The organism is Saccharicrinis fermentans DSM 9555 = JCM 21142, assembly GCF_000517085.1.
Taxonomy (GTDB): Bacteria; Bacteroidota; Bacteroidia; order Bacteroidales; family Marinilabiliaceae; genus Saccharicrinis; species Saccharicrinis fermentans.
Genome location: NZ_KI912107.1, coordinates 1,436,873 through 1,456,210, shown reverse-complemented (window position 1 = coordinate 1,456,210; position 19,338 = coordinate 1,436,873). Strand labels below are relative to the sequence as shown.

Below are 19,338 nucleotides of genomic sequence, written 5' to 3'. Positions count from 1 at the left end.
TGACCATCTTTGCATCATAGGAATTGATTTATTTTACAATTTCAGGACTACACTTTTCAATCTCAAACCTTTTATAATCAACACAAAACTCATTCTTTGTTACTTTTATTTGTACTAAAATTCCATTCTTATTTTTTGCTTTGTTTGCATCAAAGATAAAATTACCAATACTGTAAAAGATAGGTTTATTATCGTAATATTCTATAGTTTGAATTGTATGGGAATGATGACCAATAATCATATCGGCGCCTGCATTTATTAACTGATACGCCTGTTGTTTTTGAGAGACAATTGGTTTTAAAGTATTCTCTGCACCCCAATGTAACTGCACTAATACAAGAGCTGTTTTCTCTTTTGTCTTTAGGTTTATAATTTCCTGAGCTATTTCACTAATAGAAGCTTCACAAACACATGGCTTATCTTGCATATAAGTCCAATTTTCAGAAGGCACTAACAAAGAGGATATTAAGTAAACTTTCCTTGGATTTTCACATATCATAACAGGTTTACATGCAGAAGATGCATTTTCTCCTGCTCCAACGGCAACCATTCCGTTGGCTATAATACTCCTCTTAGTATCTACAATTCCTCTTCTACCTTGGTCCATAGCATGGTTATTAGCCATATTTAAATGTGTAATACCATGTTCTTTTATTTTTTTTAACCACTCAGGTTCACCTCTAAAAATATATTTTTTATAAATAGGTTGGTGAATCTTTGTAACAGGACACTCTAAATTAGCAACAACAAAATCACTATTGGAGAATATAGAATCGATACAAGGTTTAAATAAACAATCAACCCCAACCCTTTCTATTCTTTTTCGCACTCCTCTATCCAGTAGTAAATCACCAACGAAAGTAATTGTTGTTGATGATTTATCTGCCACACACGAGCAAGCAATAAAAACTGCACCCAGAATACCGATACCAAGAAATTTAGCTTTTACCATATTTTAAACCGCTTTTGATTAACAACCTGAGCTATAAAATATTTTTTGATTTGATTTAGGAGGAATTATAGGCGTCATTATCTCCTTCATCCAATTCGGCATATCAGGAACATTACCTGAATCTAAGAGTGATTGCCACTCTTCATCTGTTAACCTTGTTCCTAATCCTTTACTAAACTCATGGTATGACAACACAGCTCCCTTAGTTAGATATAGATATCCTTCTATTTCCACAACAACATATATATCATTCACATTTCCTGTAGCTACATGTAAAATTCCTTTATTAGGATTATTTGATGCGTTGGCTGTATAAATATCAGCAACCACGGCAACAGACTTATCCGGACCTTGTACGTTGTGCCAACCATCTAAATATTGATCCTTTTGCCTAATCAAATCCAAGGTCATCCATTCAAAAGAGCTACCAATATATTCTATCTGCTGATATTCTTTTTCTGAGAGGCTTATACCATTTAATTCTTTTTCACTAGCAGCTAAAAGAAACTGAGCATTTTCTTCTAATTGAGAAGTAACGCCAGCAATAGCATCATTCCAAATGTTATTTTTAATAAAAACATTTTTGGTTAATGCCAAAAGCTCTAATGCAGCATTCCAATATGCCACGTTGGGCTCAACATAACCTACAGTAATTGGTTCTGGCGGCCCACCACCTCCACATTCAGCAGCCATAGGTTGTTCTGCATACAGAATAGCATCATGTTTAAGTTCTGCCCAAGAGGCTAAGGAAGCCATCAAATTCTTTTTGTCCCATTGCTGAGTTTGCATAAAATAAGGGTACTTATCATTACTTTTCTGTAATTCTAATAAACTCTTTATCCATTTATTATATACAGTTTTATCCCCATCCACACCACGCATTTCCACTTGAAGCTGAGCAAGTTTTTCTGGGTATAACTCCCATTTCTCTTCTGCAAATAATATATTTTCAGCAGTCTTACTACCAAATGCAGCCATTACGTCTAAGCCTTTAGGAAAGGCTCTTTTACTAACTTCGCTTTCTACATCTACCAATTCTTGTAAAACTTTGTTATCTGCAAGATACCTTTGAGGAATAAAATTAATTTTATCTACACAAGTCAATGATTCTTTTGGACTTATTTTATTTTTTCCTTTTACAATTTCTCCCAAATCCTGTTTGTATGCCTTTAACGTGCTCTTATTTAAAAGTAAGTCTTTCAACGAATAATCATTCTGTTCTAGCTTTTGGGCTAAATCTAAAAACGAAATATTATCAGGTTGTCCAATTATAAAACTTACAGGCTCCATTATTGACCTATATTTTTTAAGAGTCAGAGCATTATTATTTAATACAAAGGCACTCATTAAAGAGCACTGTAATTGAAAATCATTATCTAAGCAAAAAGGTGCAGTTTGCAACCACATCATAGCTTTAAAATATCTTTTCAAGTTTTCATTTCGAGTGTAGTGACCTCTTACCTTAAACAAGCTATATGGAAAAAAGTAATCCTCATAATCTAAAAATTCCGAAAATTCATCTTGAGCTTCGTTTATATGTTTGATTTCGTCCTGATACATTAAGCCATAAGCTTCTGGAACATTAATAGTTGTATCGTTTAATACAGAATATGCAACGGCATAATAAGTAGCATTAAAATTGGCTGCATCAATAATACTTTGTTCATTATTATTATTCGCTATCGTCTGCATTTCCTCCAACATCTCCAAACATATATCCGATAATAAAGGTATAAACTGATCCTCCTCAATAGTTCTCAGTACATAACTAAAATACATATGAAAAAGTTGCATATACATATCTGTTGTAACAAAACTCGGAAATTGTTGATAGTCATTTTTCTCGTAAACATGAAACAACTGAATATTTGAATTGGGAACAATCGCGAAACCATTTTCAGCTAATTTATCCATCAATTTAGGATCACTATTTTCTAATTGAAATAAATTAATAATGTTTTCAATATTAGGTTTTATTCTCTCCCCCTCAATTAAAAAATTCCTCGACATTAATTCTTCTTCTCTTTCTCTTAACCTTTTAATAAAAGACATTTCCGCATCAGAATAACTAATAGGAGGTATAGAATCACCGCTTTCTTCTGCCCAAAATCTATCTTCCATTCTTTGTGAATACCAACTGGTACTACCAAAGACTCCGCGCAAATCAGCTTTCATAAAACAATATCCTTGTCGTGCAGCAAAACTGTTTCGCAACAACCTTATATCTGACAAACTAAGATTCGAAATATCCATATTCAAATCTATATTATCCTTCAACGTTTCAACATTTAACGTATTGCTAAGATCCTTTTTAATAATTTGGGTTTTTGGATATTCAATGGTCTGTTTTGCTATACTTTGATCGATACGTTTTTCTTGTTCTTGAACCTTCGCTTTGGTATTACTTTTTTTCTTACTTTGACATGAGCAAAGAAGAAGAAGAAGAAGTACGAGTATAATAGAGAAAAATTGTAAGGATTTCATAATATTATCGGTTTAGGAATTTATATGCTTCTTTTAAAGGTATTTCTTTTTTTATGTGTTTTGTATAGTCTAGTCCGAATGAATGCCATTTATATTCAACTACTTGATAGGTGTCATCTTTATCTAATTCAACACTCCAAATTCGAGCACCCTCATGAACGTTTACAAACTTAAAATCAATCAATGGATTACTTAATCGGGATCCTAACCATAGAGGACGAACGCAACCTTGGTAATTTTGAAATATGAATAAACGTTTTGAAAACAAACGATCAAATCGAGTAGTTTTTATCACGCCCACCATCAAGTCCTGTATTCCATTATTATCAATATCTCCCACTTGAAATTGATAAATCGGGTACGGTAACTCCCATTGATCAAATGTTGAGTCCGTTTTAATTTGTAGATAATGTAAAGTATCTGTTATCGATGAAAGCTGATAAATCCCATCTTTTGTCTCAACGATATCACTTGTGTCTTTGCAACTGAAATGGGTTAGCCCTATCGAGAAAAAAGTAAAAAATAATAGGATTAAACTTTTAACACTTTCCTTTCGCATGGTTGGCTATATGATTGAAAAAATGAATCTGGTTAAAAAAATCCAAATATATATTATTAATACCAATCAATAATTAAACAGAAATAAAAAATCTGTTTAATTATTTGACAAATAAAACTTAAGGATTGTTTTAACTCTTAATAATCAATGTTTTATTATAATTTATAGGATTGCATTTTTCAATCACAAACTCCTTATGGTCAGCATAGACATTAGGGCTAATACCCTTTTTACCGATAAAATTAAATAACAACACAACAACTAGGCAATGCCTGCTAAGGATGTTATAAGGATTTGGTAACAATGGCTAATTCTTATGCAGATTAGCTATCTCTCCATGAACGACATCACATAAAGCACTCACTTTTAGTTCGACTTGCACCCCTATTTTTCCGCCACTCACAATAATAGTATCCGATTTGCGGGCATCCATATCGATAAATGTTCTATACAATTTCTTCATCCCAATTGGAGAGCAACCTCCTTTTACATAGCCTGTATAGCGATTTAAATCTTTATGCGGAAGCATTTCTATCTTTTTCTCAGATGTTACATGAGCTGCTTTTTTTAAATCCAGTTCCTTTAAAACAGGTATAATAAAAACATAAAGCTCTTTACTAACACCATGCGCTACCAAGGTTTTAAAAACCAACGAAGCATTCTTTCCATATTTATTTACAATGGCAAGGCCGTTTACGACACCTTCCACACTGTCCGAATGCAACGCTTCATATTCAATTTTGCACTTATCTAAAATGCGCAACGCATTCGTTTTAATTCTCTTTCCCATACCTTAGTAACAATAATTACTCTTTAATGAAGAAAATCCAGTCTGAACTATTCTAGCTTATCTACTCAATAATAAATACGCTAGAATGACATATAGATTTAGTCACCTATAGAACTACCCAAGTAGATATTAATTAGCTCCTTCCAAGTGATTCTCGACTACAAAAACACCCCAATTCGCAATCGCTTGTATTACGGGTATTAACGTTTTTCCGAATTCTGTTAGTGAATATTCCACTTTTAGGGGTGGCTTTGAAGTATGAACTGTTCTTTTGATTACTCCATCCTCTTCTAATGTTTTTAACTGTAAGCTCAACGCTCTTTCGGTGACAGTAGGCATTTCTTTTCTTAACTGATTGTAACGTAATCCTCCTTCTATGAGATGAAATATAATTACGGACTTCCATTTACCACCTATCACTCCCATCGTTAAACTTGCACAGCATGGGTATTCTTTTCCTTTAAACTTATACATAACTCAGATTAAAATTATACTATCCTTTTTGACAGATATTGCAAAGTTAAAATACTATACTTACTTTTGCAACTATAAAAATAATAGTAATAATTTTAATAAGAACATGAATACACCAAATATTGCGAAAGAGGACATAATAAATGCGTTTCAATTCAGACACGCAACAAAAGAATTTGATTCAACGAAGAAATTATCGGATGATGATATACATTTCATTTTACAGACCGCCAATTTATCTCCTAGTTCATTTGGGTTTGAACCCTGGCATTTTATTGTAGTTCAAAATAAAGAATTACGAGAATTATTAAAACCTGTGGCTTGGGGGGCTCCGTTGAAATTAGACACGGCAAGTCATTTTATTTTAGGATTAAGCATGAAAGCTTCAATGACGAAATGGGATACAGATTACATCATGCATATGATGAAAGATGTAAAGCAACTCCCTGATGAAGCAATTGAAATGTATTCAAAATTCTACAGAGAATTTCAGGAGCGTGATTTTGATTTAGACACAGACAAAAAACTTTTTGATTGGGCATCAAAACAAACCTATATTGCCTTGGGAAATATGATGACTGCTGCTGCTTTAAGCGGAATTGACAGTTGTCCAATTGAAGGATTTCATCAAGAAAAAGCAGAAGCTTTATTAAGAGAAAAATTCGATGTTGATACCGAAAAATATGGATTATCTTTTATGGTCGCTTTCGGTTATAGGAAAGAACAACCAACTCACGCAAAATCAAGAAGGGACTTAAATGATATTGTAACTTGGAAATAATAACACAAAAGAAAGACAAACCTGCGACTATGGAATGGATACAAGAATTTTTAAATAGCGAGAGATCGCTTTATTTATCCGCAGGAATAATCGGTATTAACTCGGTAATCGTTGGTTTGTTCTTTCTAATATTTTCAAATCACAAGAGCTTTGCAATCTCAATGATTATAATGGGCTCTATAGAAATGACAGTAATGCTGCCTATCTACCTTAAGTATCCTCAAAAAGTCAGGAATAAAATTTCTTCTTATAAAACCAACAAAGCTGCTTTCTTAAAAAGTGAAACAAGAGTTACCCAAAAAGCGTTAAAATCCTTTTTTCAACTCAAATTAAGCTACGGACTATTTATTATAGCACTAATAATAGGAATGTATTTTTTAAACCCTAAATCTATGTTTACGGGCATATTTATTGCCCTTATCCTACATTTATCCTTTGCAATCTGCATTAACAATTTTGGAAAAATACACACAAAAAAATATCTACAAGAATTAGTAAAAAGCCCTAAGTAAGCAAGCCCAAAGGAATTACAGGCAATGATTGTCATCAACTCCACACAATAAAATGCGATCTAAAAAAAAATAGCTACTAAAGACCATTTTTACTAAGACACAATTATTCAAATAGCCACCTTCTTTGAGCTATAGTAAGTTAAAAAAGTTAGCCTACAACCTGATTGGTAGTCACTTTAATACTTAACAGAGCATTTTAATGCATTTTCTGAATTTAAGTATCTCTCTAACATTGTATATCCATCAGAAGCAATGACGTTTCTATCCTCGGAATTGGTTTTATCTAGATTATTTTTAACTTCCCATTCATCTGGCATACCATCATGGTCTGAATCTTTGGGAGCAGGCAAACTTTTTAGCATCGGCCATCCACCCACATCATTCTGCGTATCAATAATACCACAAGGAACTGTAATATCAGTGACACGATGTGACTTTTTGTAACTTTCACCCTCATAACTAGCATATCCTCCTTTTACTTCTTCAATAATTCGAGAATCTATCGCATCACGTTTGGGCAATACCGCACCTACACTTTTAAGCACTAACTCATAAGACTCTTCTGCTGTTTGTTGACGTATAGGCATCGAAGGCCAAGCACGCTCAAGTTTAATTTTATCCAATGCTATTTTTGTCTGTACCCCTCCATTCCAGTTGTCTTTACTAACCTCCTCATTGCCCACCACAACATTATCTGCTATATACCATTTGCCAAAATCATCAGTTTCATTTCTAAATGAAGGGTTTGCAATTCGGAAAGAAACCTTTCCTGGTTCTGTTGCCGGTCCCGGCTTATAATAATTAGCCACCATGTTAATTTTAGAAAAATTAAAATCCTCACTATCTTTTTGAAATGCTTCCCCACCATAACAACTATTGTAACCCCAATTGAAAATAACATTGTTACGATAATCAGTATACCCTGTACCAGAAGCCATTCTAGGATTTCGACTTGAATGATGCGCTAACAGATTGTGATGATACGTTCCATAATTACTACCCCAAATACCACCATAACCATGTGAACCTTTGATATGATTCGATTGACTCATACTCTCAGATATGATACACCACTGTACAGTAATACTATCGCAATGATAAATAGACATACATTCATCCACACTCCAACTAGCTGAAACATGATCCAATATAATATGTTTTGTAAAACGACTTCCAACAGCATCATAGTCGTTTTTAGACACATCCCCTATCCTTACCCTAATATATCTTATAATAACATGATCCGCACGAATATTCAAAGGGTAGTTTTTTAAACAGACCCCCTCACCCGGAGCCGTTTGTCCAGCGATGGTAATATATGGTTTTGTAATTTCAATAGGTTTTTTTAGATCAATATTACCAGATATTCTAAAGACAACAGTTCTTGGTTCAGAGGCTTCTACTGCTGCCCTCAAACTACCTTCTCCACTATCGTTTAGATTAGTCACTTCATAAACAACACCACCTCTTCCTCCTTTTGCATATTTCCCATACCCTTCAGCTGTTGGAAAAGCTAACTGTTGAGCAAAACCACTAATATTAATGATGAGTAATATAATAACTGCTATTTTTTTCATTGTCTCATTTCTACGGTTCTACATTAATAATTACACGCTTATACCTAGTCAATTGTGGCAGACCATCATCCTTCACCTCACAAAAAATGTGAATAGATGCTTTTTGATTGATTATTTCAGGCACCCGAAAAGAAGCATTTTGTAAATACTATAAACATAAATCACTCTAGTTACAATTTAGCAATTGAGTGAATAAAGTTTTTTCTTGTCCCTTGAAAGAATGCAATTTAATTAAATTTGTGAACAAGTATTTTTTGATTAAAGCAGTCCATAGTTATGAATAATACGTGCATTCAATTGTGTTTAGATAATTTTATTAGTTCAACAGAGGTATTTCATTTAGCTCGGACAACCATCACATCTGCACATGATTTAAGAAAACACTATCATGATTATCATGAGATATTTTGGGTAAAGGAAGGTCATGGATTTCATTTGATTAACGGAAGGGAGATTGAGATACAGCCGGGTTCATTCTGGATGATTAGACCTGAAGATGAGCATACTTTTAGAATGCATCCAAGAGAAAAAGGTCTTGTGATCACAAATATTGCTTTTCAAAATCAGGAGCTTATCCGTTTCAAGGAGCGTTATTTCAGTGATAGTTCATCCTTTTTCTGGGCGAAATCAGAATTGCCTTTTTATTGTACATTAGAAAAAAATCAATTAAATGACCTAACAATTGTAGTAGATAAGTTTATGGTTAGTGAAAGAAAATACCTTCAGTTTGACCATATAATGTTGCATATATTTGAAATGTTGCTAATTAAAGGTAATGTAAATAATATACCCCAATGGCTTTCATATGCTTTAAAAGTATTTAATACACCTGTTCACTTTAATTCCGGAGTTGCAGGCTTTGTTTCTTTAACTGGAAAATCTTCTGATCATGTCAATCGTGTTATAAAATCGTGTTTAAATCAAACTGTTACAGAAACCATAAATAATATCCGACTAGAATTTGCATCCCGCCAACTAGTATATACAAATACTCCCATTAAAATCATTTCTTCAGAATGTGGATTTTCTTCAGTTAGCTATTTTCACAGGTTATTTAAATCGAAATTTGGCATAACACCATTAGAATACAGAGAAAAAAACTACAAAGTATTTTAGCCTATTCATTTCCTAATATTTCTTAATATCCGTTAACTGCATGTCGTTTTAGGGCAATCAATAGCACTTCAGGAAGTATTGTCTTATTTTATTCTCTCATCAGTCTATTATACATTTGTAATGTATCAAAATCAAAGTATTGAGATGGGAATAATTACTCATATACAGAGGATGTCAATTCATGATGGTCCTGGAATTCGATCAACAATTTTTTTAAAGGGTTGCAATATGCGATGTAAGTGGTGCCATAATCCAGAAACGTTTAGTTCGAAGTGTGAGCTAGAGTGGGTATCGGATAAGTGCACTAACTGTCAGGCATGCATCAGTGAGTGTAAAACAGGAGCATTAAAGGTTGTTAACAACAAAATTGCTTTTGATAAATCAAAATGTAACAATTGTTTTGCTTGCATAGAAGTGTGTTATTCAGAAGCTCTACATCAAATTGGTAGAACGGTTTCCTCTGAAGAATTATATAAGGAAATAGCAATTGACATTCCATATTTTGAGGAGTCAGGAGGAGGAATTACGCTATCTGGAGGAGAACCACTGTTCCAATTTGATTTTGTAAAAGAAATATTGGTTCATTTAAAACAAAAAGGTATCCACACTGCTATGGAAACAAACCTCAGTTATAGATGGGATTTATATAAAGAACTCCTTCCTAATCTCGATTATGTAATGGCAGATTTTAAATTATTTTATTCCGATATTCATAAGATATGGACCGGACTCAAGAATTCAAGGATTATAGAAAATATTATTCATTTAGATCAAACAGGAATACCCTATGAATTAAGAACTCCTGTCATTCCTGGGGTAAATGACTCACATGAAATGATTGAAAAGATGGCTCAGTTTGTATCCTCCCTAAATAATGCAAAATCCTACACCTTACTTCCTTATCATCCTTTAGGAGCAACAAAATATAAAAACTTGGGGATTAATAACCCAATGGAAGGCGTAAAAGAAATACCCAAAAGCAATTTTAAAGAGCTTGAATTAGTTAAAAACAGAATAGTTAATGTATAATTATGAAAGAAAACAGTTTTAGATATAAAACCAGAACAGATGCTTTAAGAGGGCGCAAATTATTGCAAACTAAAGAGAAGATAGCAATTGAGGGACTGTTAGACGAAGATGATTACGGAAGAATTGTACCTCCAAAAGATGGTTGGAAAATAATCTCAAATCATCCGGATGGTTCATTTTATGGATATCAAGGATGGACTGATAATTTTTGTGATTTAATAGACAATCATCCTGTTTACGTAGATGCCAATGATGCATTTGCTGGTCGTTGGATGTATTTTATGTCAAAAATGCGACCCAACAAGTGGAATCCAGATTATCCATATGATCATCTAATCGAAAATCAAAAGAAATATGATATTATATCAGGCATAGGCGATGATGCTCACTTCGCTCCTGATTATAAGCTGGGAATTGAATTGGGATGGGGAGGAATCTTATCTAAGATTGAGAAATACAAGAAAATAAATACGCATAAAGAGCAACAGCAATTCTACGAGATACACCGACGAGCTGTAAAAAGTGTACAAAATTGGATTAAAAGACATATTGAAGAGATAGAGTCCATGATTGACAAGGAAGATAATGAGGAACTAAAAACCAATTTAATCGAAATGGCGGAGGTGAATCGGAATATCGTTTCAAAGGCTCCACAAACACTACGGGAAGCTTGTCAGTGGATAATTTGGTTTCATTTAGCCTCACGCACATACAATCGCGACGGTGCGGGTGGGCAAATAGATGAATTATTAAGACCATTCTATGAGAAGGATCTTAAGGAAGGTAGAATAGATAAAGATTTAACTGTATACTACCTTGCATGCTTTTTGATTAACGATCCTATATACTGGCAATTAGGTGGTCCTGATGGCAAAGGAGGAGATGTAGCATCGGATATTTCTTTTCTAATTCTTGAGGCTGGTGATAAAATCAATACACCATTAAATATTACCATTCGGGTACATGATAATATGAATGAGAGGCTGTTTAAGACTGGCTTAAAGTATTTGTTAAAAAACAAAAATGCCTGGCCACGTTTCTCAGGAGATAAAGGGTTGATAAAGGGATTTATGAAGCATGGATACTCCGAAGAGTTGGCTCGTGAACGCATAGCTTTGGGATGCAACTGGATGTCAATACCCGGTAAGGAATATACCCTGAATGACTTGGTTAAAATAAATATGGCTAAGGTTTTTGAACTTGCTTTTAATGAAATAATAAGTACAGATAATCCAACGACTGAAAAATTATGGAAAGCCTTTTCTCATCACCTTTCCATTGCAGTTCAAACAAGTGCAGACGGCATTCGGCATCATCTGAAATACCAAAAATATAATGAACCAGAATTACTGCTCAATCTATTATCATATGGTCCTTTAGAAAAAGGATGTGACATAAGTGATGGAGGAGCTATGTATTATAATCTAGCTATTGATGGAGCAGGTTTAGCTGTTGTTGCAGATTCTTTTGCAGCGATCCAACAGCGAATTGAGGATGAGAAAAAAATAGGATGGAACGAAATCAACTATTATTTACAGCATGATTATGAAGGAACAGAAGGTGAACGAATTAGATTATTGATGAAGAATAGTGACCGTTACGGTCATGGAGGAAGTAGAGGTGATATGTGGGCAAAAAAAATATCTGATAAATTCTCACAATTAGTAGTTAAACAAAGAGATAAAGTGAATGGGCACATATTTATTCCCGGACTATTTTCCTGGGCAAATACCGTAGGTTTTGGGAAAACAGTTAAGGCGACTCCTAACGGCAGAAAAAGTGGTTTGCCAATATCGCATGGAGCTAACCCAAATCCTGGTTTTATTGCAGATGGAGCATCTATAGCAATGGCTTCAGCTATAGCAAGCATACAGCCAGGTTATGGTAACACTGCACCTATGCAATGGGAACTTGATCCGGGATTAGCCAAAGAAGATAATATGGATATTATTGGTTCAATAATTAAAGTCCATTTTAAACAAGGTGGCACTTTAATTAATGTAAATATAATGGATCAAAAGAAAGTGCTGGAGGCACACCAAGATCCCTCAAAATATCCTGATTTGGTTGTAAGAATTACTGGTTTCACAGCTTATTTCTCAATGCTTTCAAAAGAATTTAGACAATTGGTTGTTGATCGTATCTTGAACGATTAATGTAAATAAAAACAAAATAAACAAACATGACATTAATAGAATCATATCAACATAAGGGGGATGGTTATAATCCTTTTTTAATAAGACCAGGCTGGCAGGTTGCGCAATTAAATCATGCTGCTGAGGAAGAATTGGAAGCGATCTCTTGTTTGGATGTTCATTACAAAACTGATGAAGTGTTCATATTGATTGAAGGAGAAGCTGTGTTAATTGCAGCTTCTGTTTCTAATAATTGTATTGAATATGACTTACAGGTTATGAAACAGGGTATAACCTATAATATCCCAAGAAATGTGTGGCATAAAATAGCCATGCAAAAAGGTTCAAAGGTAATAATTGTTGAAAATGACTATACTCATCTGCCTCTTCCGGATGGAGATTATGGGTTTTACTATTTATCCGAAGATCAGAAGGCAGACTTAAGAAGCCAAGTTAATCAAATTTTAAATCAGTAATCACATGGAAGCTAATTTATCAGCAGGTTTACCACTCGTAATTCTTGCAGGCATTTGCGCAGGAACTTTTGCCATCCCATTTAAATTTAATAATAAATGGACATGGGAAAACAACTGGTTAATTTGGAGTATTGTTGCTTTATTAATAGCTCCCTGGGTAATGGCTATTGTAAGTGTTCCTGATTTAATTGGAGTTTATAAAGCAGAACCGGAAAATCTTCTATTAATATCAATATTTGGAATCATATGGGGTATTGGAGCAATCATGTTTGGGAAAGGAATAGACCTTTTAGGTGTTTCATTGAGCTTTCCAATTATGTTGGGACTGATAAACTCAGTTGGAACAATTATGCCTATAGTTCTCCGCGATCCCGATGAATTATTTACTCCTGATGGACTTAAGATAATTACAGGAGTTGTTATTATTTTAATAGGTATCGTAATTGTATCTGTTGCAGGGAGCAAAAAGAACAATGTAGAGGGTAGTAATCTTGAAGGAAAAAGCAAAAAAAACTTTGTGACAGGTATAATAGTTTGTTTGTTAGCTGGCATATTTGGACCGATGATAAATTTTGCATTTGTATATGGAGAACCAATACAGGCAAAAGCAGTTGAGTTTGGGGCATCCGTTCTTAATTCGGCAAATCCAGTTTGGAGTATTGCCTTAACAGGTGGTTTTATAGCGAATGCTTTTTATTGTATATTTCTGTTTCGGAAAAATAATTCCTTAAGACTTTATGATACCAATTTTAAAAAGTTTTTACCCCTTGCTGCTTTGGCAGGTGTTATCTGGTATTTCAGTATAATGTTCTATGGCATGGGAAGTAATAGTTTAGGTAAAATGGGAGCCTCAGTAGGTTGGGCAACCATGCAAACATTATCAATCTTGGTTGGAAATATGGCTGGAATTATTACCGGAGAATGGAAAGGAACACAAAAAAATACAATGATGCTCATGTACGGAGGGGTTAGTCTATTAATAATAGGCTTGGTTATAATTGCTCTGTAACACCAATGATAATATAATTAGATATATCTTTAAAATTATAAAAACAGCTATTGATATAAAGTTTTTGCAGCACCGCCCATTCAGTTCATTGGGCGATGCACTTTTTATTAAATTAAATGGGTTACTTTTTCCACTCTTTATCGTAAATATGCGGTCTGCTACATATTGCAAAGTAAAAAAATGCTCCAATCCGGATGTCGATTGGAGCGTTGGAAATCTCTAAGTTTTACTGGAATCTTTTGGAATTAATCGAAATTAGTGGGTGTTTTTTGGAATATTCTGACAACTATTAGACTTTTTCCAATTGTGCGGCAAAAGATCAGCCAAGTCTAAATCATAATTGCTGTTGTATAACGCAATCTTAGAAAATACATCTGTAAGCCATTCGCGAGGATTTACATCACTGGCTTTGCAGCATCCCAGTAGTGAGTACATAATTGCTGCATTTTCTGCGGCATCATGGTTGCCACAAAACAGATAGCCTTTTCTTCCAACAGCTACCGGCCTAATTGCATTTTCAGCTCCGTTGTTGTCAGGCAGATATCGGCCATCAAGATGATAGCGAGACAGACGTAAGAAAAGATTGTATGTATAAGCCAGCGCCTTACTCATCTTTCCTCCTTGTAGCGCTTTGGGGTAATAGCCTTCGATCCATTTTTCAAAAGCACGCATGATTGGATAAGCCAAGCGCTTTCGTAGTTCAGCTCTTTGCTTGTAATTCATGTTCTGATCGGTGGCCATTTGCTCAACTTGATAGATTTTAGCAATTTGTGTCAATGCGTATTCAGCCCCCGTTTTGTCTTCTTTTAGACTTTCGGAGAATTTCCTGCGCGCATGAGCCCAACAACCCAGAAGCAAAACACCTTTCTTTTGCTCATAGATTGAATATGCCTGATATCCATCGGTTTGAAGAGCTCCCTGAAAATCCTTTAATAAAGGAAGTATCACTTTTTGTGCTCGGGAGCCTTTGTCGTAGTGAAAGAAAACCAAGTTATTCATTACTGATCGAACCATCCACAGATAAGCCTTTTGTGCTTTGTGCTTTTCGTTGCTAATAACAGGAATGGTACTTTCGTCAACCTGAATATAATCAGATTTTAGAACGATTTCTTTTAAACGTGCATAAAGAGCTCTTAGTAAATCACAGCTTCCTTGAAACCAACCATTAATGGTGGATGCAGGTAATTTTATACCAATCATTTTGAACATGGCCATTTGGCGATTAAAAGGCTGGTGGAAATAATATTTATTCATCATCAGCTCGCTCAATAAAGAAGGCCCTGCATTGCTGCGTGGCAAAGGCAATAATGGCATTGAACCAATACGGATAGCTGATGCTTCTTCGGTGTTTTGATCTGTAGCAATATCCGGTGATACTGATTCTTGCTTTACTGCATATTTAGGACGTTCTATACGACGTACATATACCTCTCCGGGCTTGTGTTCGAGTATTTCTGTTACTTCTTCGCCAATACGCACCCAGTTATCTTGTTTACCTTCCGGTTCAATAACTTCTACCTCTCGTCTAAGGTGGTCAGGAAGTGGTTGACGAACTGGCCTCTGCTTGTTTTTTACAGGCTTGCGGCGCTCATATTCGATAAGCTCTTTTTCTGCGTTTTCAATGATAGCTTTCTCTTCTGCAACGACCTCCAGTCCGTCCCAATCGGTCTTTCGTTGATCGGGATCTTCGGCAATATGCTTTTCACTAGAATTGCCAAAAAACTTATGGCGAAACCAAGCAAGCTGGTCGATCAGCTTTTTAATTTGCTGCTCTTTTTTAGCGACTATAGCCTCTAATTTTTTGTTTTTAGCTTCCAAAGTGTCCAGAACCCTATTGTCATTTTTTCGCAAGCGGGAAAGCTCCTGAAACATCTCGTCACGTTCCTGGAGAAGCTCCTGTATTAACACATCTTTATTGCTTGAAAAATCGCTCATTTATCACTGCTTGATTACGAGCTTAAAGATAGTAAAATCAAGGCTTATAGCCAATTTTATCAATCTAAAAATCCTAAAAAATTGCTTCTTTTTGTCACCTCTTTAAGAGCCTTTTTTTAGGCTTCACATTCTTTACAATCAACATTAAATCGTGCCAACTTATAATGTGAGATGTGAGGCTTTCATCAAATGCAGGAAGTTTGAAAACACCACTATCGAGCTTCTTATGGTAAATTACCAACCCGCCGTGTTCTAGATGAAGTATTTTCATGGTGGTCAGCCTACGGTTGACAAATATAAAAACTTCACCGTCCTGAACATTACGCTTCATCAAGGAGCTTACAATGCCGCTGAGTGTGTAAAAGCTTTTACGCATATCCACTGGTGCCGGATATAGAAAGTATTTAAGTTTATCGTGTAAATGAAACATCAGACTTAATCAAATAAGTGAACAATTGTTTTTAATACTTGCGTGTTTATATTATCTCTTAGTAGCATCTTGGTGCCATTGGGAAATAGGAATTCAATGGGAGCATCATTATTTAAAGTAGGCTTACTCTTGATGATAGATGGACTCGATTGGTTGTTCGTCGCTAACGGATTACTGTCAAATTCTAGTGGAACAAAGCTATCTGGCTCATGTGCTAGTGCCTCTTCCAATTTGTTTCGCCAGTAATAAAAAGTGGAAGGAGCCAAATCTTGGTTGGTACAGAAATCTTTTATGTTCAAATCTGATTCCTGGTAATCCTTATACAAACGCTTAAATGTTGTTAATGTCATTCTCATTTTTTGCCATCAAAGAAACAGCGCTAGTATGAAGGTCGCAATATGTGAAAGACCGAAGACTTACTCTTTATCCGAATCATATGAAACCTTTTATCAGGGCACAAAATAACACAAGGAACACGCATCAACTTGTTATCGTCTATATAGTCTTTGCAAGAAAACTCCAAATACTGCGCTATTCTCATTTTTGAAACAGTCATTTACAATCTGCAAACTCCTTGGTTTCAAAAATATCGAAAGCCTTGTCTATGAAGCATGAAAAAAAATATTTCGGTCTGTGTATTTACTAAATACGGACTTAATAATAGTAATATTCTTTAAACATAACTTACATAATATAAGAATTAGTTCCTATATCTTTCCCTAAATCTATAACCTCCAATTGATTAACTACCATAGTATACCAAACAAAATGTGCATGTGGTAATTTTTGTTGTGCTGTTAAGCTTTAACATACCAGCAACACTCCTCTTACTTGTCCACTATCCTGCCCTTTGACATACCCAATATAACCATCCGTATAATTGCTATTAAAAAAGAATACGAATTGATATCCGTATCCTTATACAACTGGCCAGTATCTATAATACAGCAATATATATAGCTTATTCATTTTTAACGACTATTATAAAACACGAAGGTATTATCTAATCAACTTAATAATTTGATACTTCCCCCTTCTATCCTCGGGTAGGTGTATTTGAGATGTTGTAAAATAAACATTCCCTTCGTACCCTATTGCGAATGAATCTGCCCAATGAATCATTTCATTTTTTAAATCTTTTTTTACCATTTACCCCAATGCAAATTTTCAGGTCTCCATTTATCCTTAGGTTTTTCTATGCCCTTTGGGTATCCTATCGGAATAACATTTAAGGGTATAATATGCTTAGGAAGCCCTAGTACCCTACGTACAGTGGCCATTCGATCCTTTGCCGGATAGGCAGCTGTCCAAACCGCACCTAATCCCAAGGCCTCAGCTGCTAATAGGATATTTTGACTAGCAGCTGAACAATCCTGAATCCAAAATTCCTGCTCCCATCCTTCCAAAGCCTTTGTTAAATCACCACAAACCACAATAGCAGCACTGGCTTTTTTCGCCATCTTAGCATATGGCAAATGATCGCCCAGTTCATCCAAAGCAGCTCTATCATTAACTACAATAAAAGCCCAAGGCTGTTTATTTACGGCAGTAGGGGCAGCCATTCCAGCTTTAACAAGAGTTTCTAGTTGCGTTTTGCTTACTTCTTTATCCGTATAATTACGCACACTTTTTCGTTTATGAATAATTTCTAAGGTGTTACTACCAAGATCCTTCATGTTTTTTTCTTCTGAAAAATTAATTTTTATTATTAACAATAAGACACATAATGCCAGAACAATATTTGTAATCTTCAGTATATTCATAATTTTAATTCATTTTATTCATCCAACTTAACACTTGCCCTGTAGGACATACAAAACGGCACCATGGCCGCGATATAAATACCGCAGTTAACATTCCAAGTCCTGCAATCAGCAATACAGCTACCGATGCATGTTGAAATATGAAAGCTGAAAAAGGTTCGTAATTGGCAATATCAGAAGCCATCCCTAACCACATTCCAACAAAAACACACAATGTAATAACTTCACGCGTGTGTTTTAATATTTGCATAAATTTGGCACCGATTTTTATTTTCTTTTTACTTAATCGTCCTGCCAACTCTTGAGCTGAACCAAAAGGACAAATCCAATTACAATAATATGATTTCTTATTTTTAAAAAACAGGGGCATCAACACAGAAAGCAAAAGCATCAAGAAAACAACTCCGCTTGTTAGAAGGTTCATACCATTTGCAACCCATCCTAACAATATATTCAAGGAGATAAATTTACCACACCAAATACCCAGAACACCTGTATTTAAGACTAACATAGCGGTTCTTAAATGTTTCTTTTTCTTTGATTTAATTGATGAAATAATTAATCCCAAAAAGATAACCAAAAGCGCTATTATTGTTTTAATATCCAACACTGTCCACCAATATCGACTGCTACTTTTGTTATCAACAACATCCAGTGTTTTTTGAATTGAAAAATTAATAGCATTTGACGTCATGGTTGCTCCAGATAAAGCATCCGGCATAATATTCGACATTTTTTCAGTATTCTTACCTAACCATTGAGACACTATTCCATCTTGAAGTACAGATGCCAAAAAATCCGGAGTTTCACTATTTTCGCCAAGTACTATTTGTTTTATTGTGTTGCTTTTATCCAGATATAAATACATGGGTATCGGACCACCAAAACCATAAATGCCTTTACTAAATGCCAGCGTATTGACCACTCTTTCGTTTTCAGAAGAATTTTTTATCCTCCAAATACCTTTAGAATCTTCTTCTAATTGCATATTTTCTAAACCCAAATGCTCTAATTGAGTATGGGTTGGAGGAAGTATTTCAACAAACTCTTTCTTTCCTGATAATAAATCTTGTGACTTGTACCCAAACAACTTTCCATTATACGATACAGCCGCCATAAAAAAAAGTAACAATAACAATGTATTACTTGCACTCTCAATAAATTTACTTTGCATCTAATAATTTTAAACAATTTTTATTCAACTCAACCAATTCTTACAATTTCAAGCACCTACTTACTACTTGTTTATATAAATATATGCAGTATGTTCCCAGATAGAGGCTGTTACCAATAACAGCCTCCATGTAAAAATCATT

19 protein-coding genes are annotated in these 19,338 nt (G+C 34.7%); 7 read left to right on the top strand and 12 right to left on the bottom strand.

Going from position 1 to position 19,338, the window contains the following annotated elements:
* Positions 1-28 precede the first annotated feature (28 nt).
* The 5 genes from CYTFE_RS0105865 to CYTFE_RS0105845 all read right to left on the bottom strand — a co-directional run bounded on the left by CYTFE_RS0105865 (position 29) and on the right by CYTFE_RS0105845 (position 5,259).
* Entirely contained in the window at positions 29-952 is a 924-nt protein-coding gene (locus CYTFE_RS0105865) for a CapA family protein (protein ID WP_027471048.1), read from the bottom strand.
* An 18-nt stretch (positions 953-970) separates the two neighbouring features.
* On the bottom strand, positions 971-3,436 hold the full coding sequence (locus CYTFE_RS0105860) for a DUF3160 domain-containing protein (protein WP_027471047.1): 2,466 nt from the start codon (positions 3,434-3,436) through the stop codon (positions 971-973).
* Positions 3,437-3,440: 4 nt separating this feature from the next.
* Complete coding sequence (locus CYTFE_RS0105855; RefSeq protein WP_052343029.1) at positions 3,441-3,995, bottom strand: hypothetical protein; 555 nt, start codon at positions 3,993-3,995, stop codon at positions 3,441-3,443.
* Positions 3,996-4,302: 307 nt separating this feature from the next.
* The gene (gene ybaK / locus CYTFE_RS0105850) at positions 4,303-4,785 is read right to left on the bottom strand and encodes a Cys-tRNA(Pro) deacylase (RefSeq protein ID WP_027471045.1); all 483 of its coding nucleotides are present in this window, start codon (positions 4,783-4,785) and stop codon (positions 4,303-4,305) included.
* A 129-nt stretch (positions 4,786-4,914) separates the two neighbouring features.
* Positions 4,915-5,259, bottom strand: a complete 345-nt coding sequence (locus CYTFE_RS0105845; RefSeq protein ID WP_027471044.1) for a winged helix-turn-helix transcriptional regulator — start codon at positions 5,257-5,259, stop codon at positions 4,915-4,917.
* Positions 5,260-5,287: 28 nt separating this feature from the next.
* Between CYTFE_RS0105845 and CYTFE_RS0105840 the strand changes: the two genes are divergently transcribed.
* A complete protein-coding gene (locus CYTFE_RS0105840) occupies positions 5,288-6,040 on the top strand; it encodes an NAD(P)H-dependent oxidoreductase (protein ID WP_211238152.1) in 753 nt (250 codons plus the stop codon).
* A complete protein-coding gene (locus CYTFE_RS0105835; RefSeq protein ID WP_027471042.1) occupies positions 6,031-6,552 on the top strand; it encodes a hypothetical protein in 522 nt (173 codons plus the stop codon). Before CYTFE_RS0105840 ends, CYTFE_RS0105835 begins: the two co-directional genes overlap by 10 nt.
* 176 nt (positions 6,553-6,728) lie before the next feature.
* On the opposite strand, the gene CYTFE_RS0105830 is transcribed toward CYTFE_RS0105835, so the two are convergent.
* Positions 6,729-8,129: a pectate lyase family protein gene (locus CYTFE_RS0105830; protein ID WP_027471041.1), complete on the bottom strand. Its 1,401-nt coding sequence runs from the start codon at positions 8,127-8,129 to the stop codon at positions 6,729-6,731.
* 10 nt (positions 8,130-8,139) lie between these two features.
* Positions 8,140-8,253: a hypothetical protein gene (locus tag CYTFE_RS31810; RefSeq protein ID WP_407689926.1), complete on the bottom strand. Its 114-nt coding sequence runs from the start codon at positions 8,251-8,253 to the stop codon at positions 8,140-8,142.
* Positions 8,254-8,405: 152 nt separating this feature from the next.
* Between CYTFE_RS31810 and CYTFE_RS0105825 the strand changes: the two genes are divergently transcribed.
* The 5 genes from CYTFE_RS0105825 to CYTFE_RS0105805 all read left to right on the top strand — a co-directional run bounded on the left by CYTFE_RS0105825 (position 8,406) and on the right by CYTFE_RS0105805 (position 13,894).
* On the top strand, positions 8,406-9,245 hold the full coding sequence (locus CYTFE_RS0105825; RefSeq protein WP_044214207.1) for a helix-turn-helix domain-containing protein: 840 nt from the start codon (positions 8,406-8,408) through the stop codon (positions 9,243-9,245).
* 120 nt (positions 9,246-9,365) lie between these two features.
* The gene (locus CYTFE_RS0105820; protein WP_027471039.1) at positions 9,366-10,274 is read left to right on the top strand and encodes a glycyl-radical enzyme activating protein; all 909 of its coding nucleotides are present in this window, start codon (positions 9,366-9,368) and stop codon (positions 10,272-10,274) included.
* A gap of 2 nt (positions 10,275-10,276) precedes the next feature.
* Positions 10,277-12,430, top strand: coding sequence for a pyruvate formate lyase family protein (locus CYTFE_RS0105815; RefSeq protein WP_027471038.1), 2,154 nt, complete (start codon positions 10,277-10,279; stop codon positions 12,428-12,430).
* 26 nt (positions 12,431-12,456) lie between these two features.
* Entirely contained in the window at positions 12,457-12,885 is a 429-nt protein-coding gene (locus CYTFE_RS0105810; RefSeq protein ID WP_027471037.1) for a hypothetical protein, read from the top strand.
* Between the two features lie 4 nt (positions 12,886-12,889).
* Positions 12,890-13,894: an L-rhamnose/proton symporter RhaT gene (locus CYTFE_RS0105805; protein ID WP_027471036.1), complete on the top strand. Its 1,005-nt coding sequence runs from the start codon at positions 12,890-12,892 to the stop codon at positions 13,892-13,894.
* A 255-nt stretch (positions 13,895-14,149) separates the two neighbouring features.
* Here the strand turns inward: CYTFE_RS0105805 and tnpC are convergent, their stop codons facing one another.
* The 5 genes from tnpC to CYTFE_RS25220 all read right to left on the bottom strand — a co-directional run bounded on the left by tnpC (position 14,150) and on the right by CYTFE_RS25220 (position 19,196).
* The gene (gene tnpC / locus CYTFE_RS0105800) at positions 14,150-15,829 is read right to left on the bottom strand and encodes an IS66 family transposase (protein WP_044262609.1); all 1,680 of its coding nucleotides are present in this window, start codon (positions 15,827-15,829) and stop codon (positions 14,150-14,152) included.
* A gap of 94 nt (positions 15,830-15,923) precedes the next feature.
* Complete coding sequence (gene tnpB / locus CYTFE_RS0105795; RefSeq protein ID WP_027470460.1) at positions 15,924-16,259, bottom strand: IS66 family insertion sequence element accessory protein TnpB; 336 nt, start codon at positions 16,257-16,259, stop codon at positions 15,924-15,926.
* Positions 16,260-16,264: 5 nt separating this feature from the next.
* Positions 16,265-16,615 (bottom strand): IS66 family insertion sequence element accessory protein TnpA, encoded by a 351-nt coding sequence (gene tnpA, locus CYTFE_RS0105790; RefSeq protein ID WP_027471034.1) that lies wholly within the window; start codon positions 16,613-16,615, stop codon positions 16,265-16,267.
* A gap of 786 nt (positions 16,616-17,401) precedes the next feature.
* Positions 17,402-18,022, bottom strand: a complete 621-nt coding sequence (locus tag CYTFE_RS0105780) for a nitroreductase family protein (RefSeq protein ID WP_027471033.1) — start codon at positions 18,020-18,022, stop codon at positions 17,402-17,404.
* A 4-nt stretch (positions 18,023-18,026) separates the two neighbouring features.
* Positions 18,027-19,196, bottom strand: a complete 1,170-nt coding sequence (locus tag CYTFE_RS25220) for a 4Fe-4S binding protein (RefSeq protein WP_027471032.1) — start codon at positions 19,194-19,196, stop codon at positions 18,027-18,029.
* Positions 19,197-19,338 lie beyond the last annotated feature (142 nt).